Source organism: Chromohalobacter sp. HP20-39 (assembly GCF_033052815.1).
GTDB lineage: Bacteria > Pseudomonadota > Gammaproteobacteria > Pseudomonadales > Halomonadaceae > Chromohalobacter.
Map to the genome: position 1 here is coordinate 1 of NZ_JAWHTP010000042.1, position 800 is coordinate 800.

The window sequence follows — 800 nt, forward strand, 5'->3', positions numbered from 1 at the left end:
GATAGACCATTTCTTGCGCGTGGAACGAACCTGGTGAAGTGGGATGCCGCCAGGCCATGAGAAATCCAGATTGCTGCAGCCGGGTGCACTCTGCCCTGGCGCTCAAGGCGAGCCTCCAGAAGTATTTGTCGAGCTTAATATGCGCTACCACGCTGTCATAGGGGCCGGGCAATCGCCTTTGAACAGCCAAGGTCGCGGGTGACAGGGCGTAGCCTGGTAGATACGGTCGGACGTACTGGAACTCGAACAACTCGAGGTTGATGCGCAGGCTGAACCCGCTGGCGGTCTGAGAGCACTGCACCGGCAACACATGCTTGCCGTCCATCATCATGGCGCGAACCCCATAGGAAAGCAGCGTTCCCCAGTCGTTCGCTACGATGATGTAGATGAAATCATTGACGTGATGCGCCTGCAGTTTGATAGCGGTGCTATAGGCCAGCAGTTCCTGCACGCCTTGACGTTCCGCCTCCGGCTTTGTCTTGAGCTCAATGAGCAGATACTGAGCAGCCGGCGTGACCAGGACAACATCTGGCCGCATGGAGCTGCAGTCAGGCGGCGCAATACTCTCGTTGGCTCCAATGAGGCGAACGTCCTGCAGGACCTCACAGATATGCAAGGCTCGGGTGAGCGCCGCGCACATGCTGGCCGTTGAATGCCTGCGGGCGCGAGATAGGTCAGCAACCTTGGCGCGAAGCTCCTCGATGTTCTCGATGCTCGCGCAAATCTCGTTCTGCTTGGCGGCTTTCTCGAACCACTTCTGTAGGAATTTTTCGTCAGGAACCTTGTTGTCAGCCACCCCG

The 800-nt window shown here is 57.9% G+C and carries 1 protein-coding gene; it reads right to left on the bottom strand.

All coding sequences use genetic code 11. The annotated features are described in order from the left end of the window. On the bottom strand, window positions 1-800 hold an 800-nt coding region (locus RVY79_RS16750), incomplete at both ends, for a hypothetical protein (protein WP_317465603.1).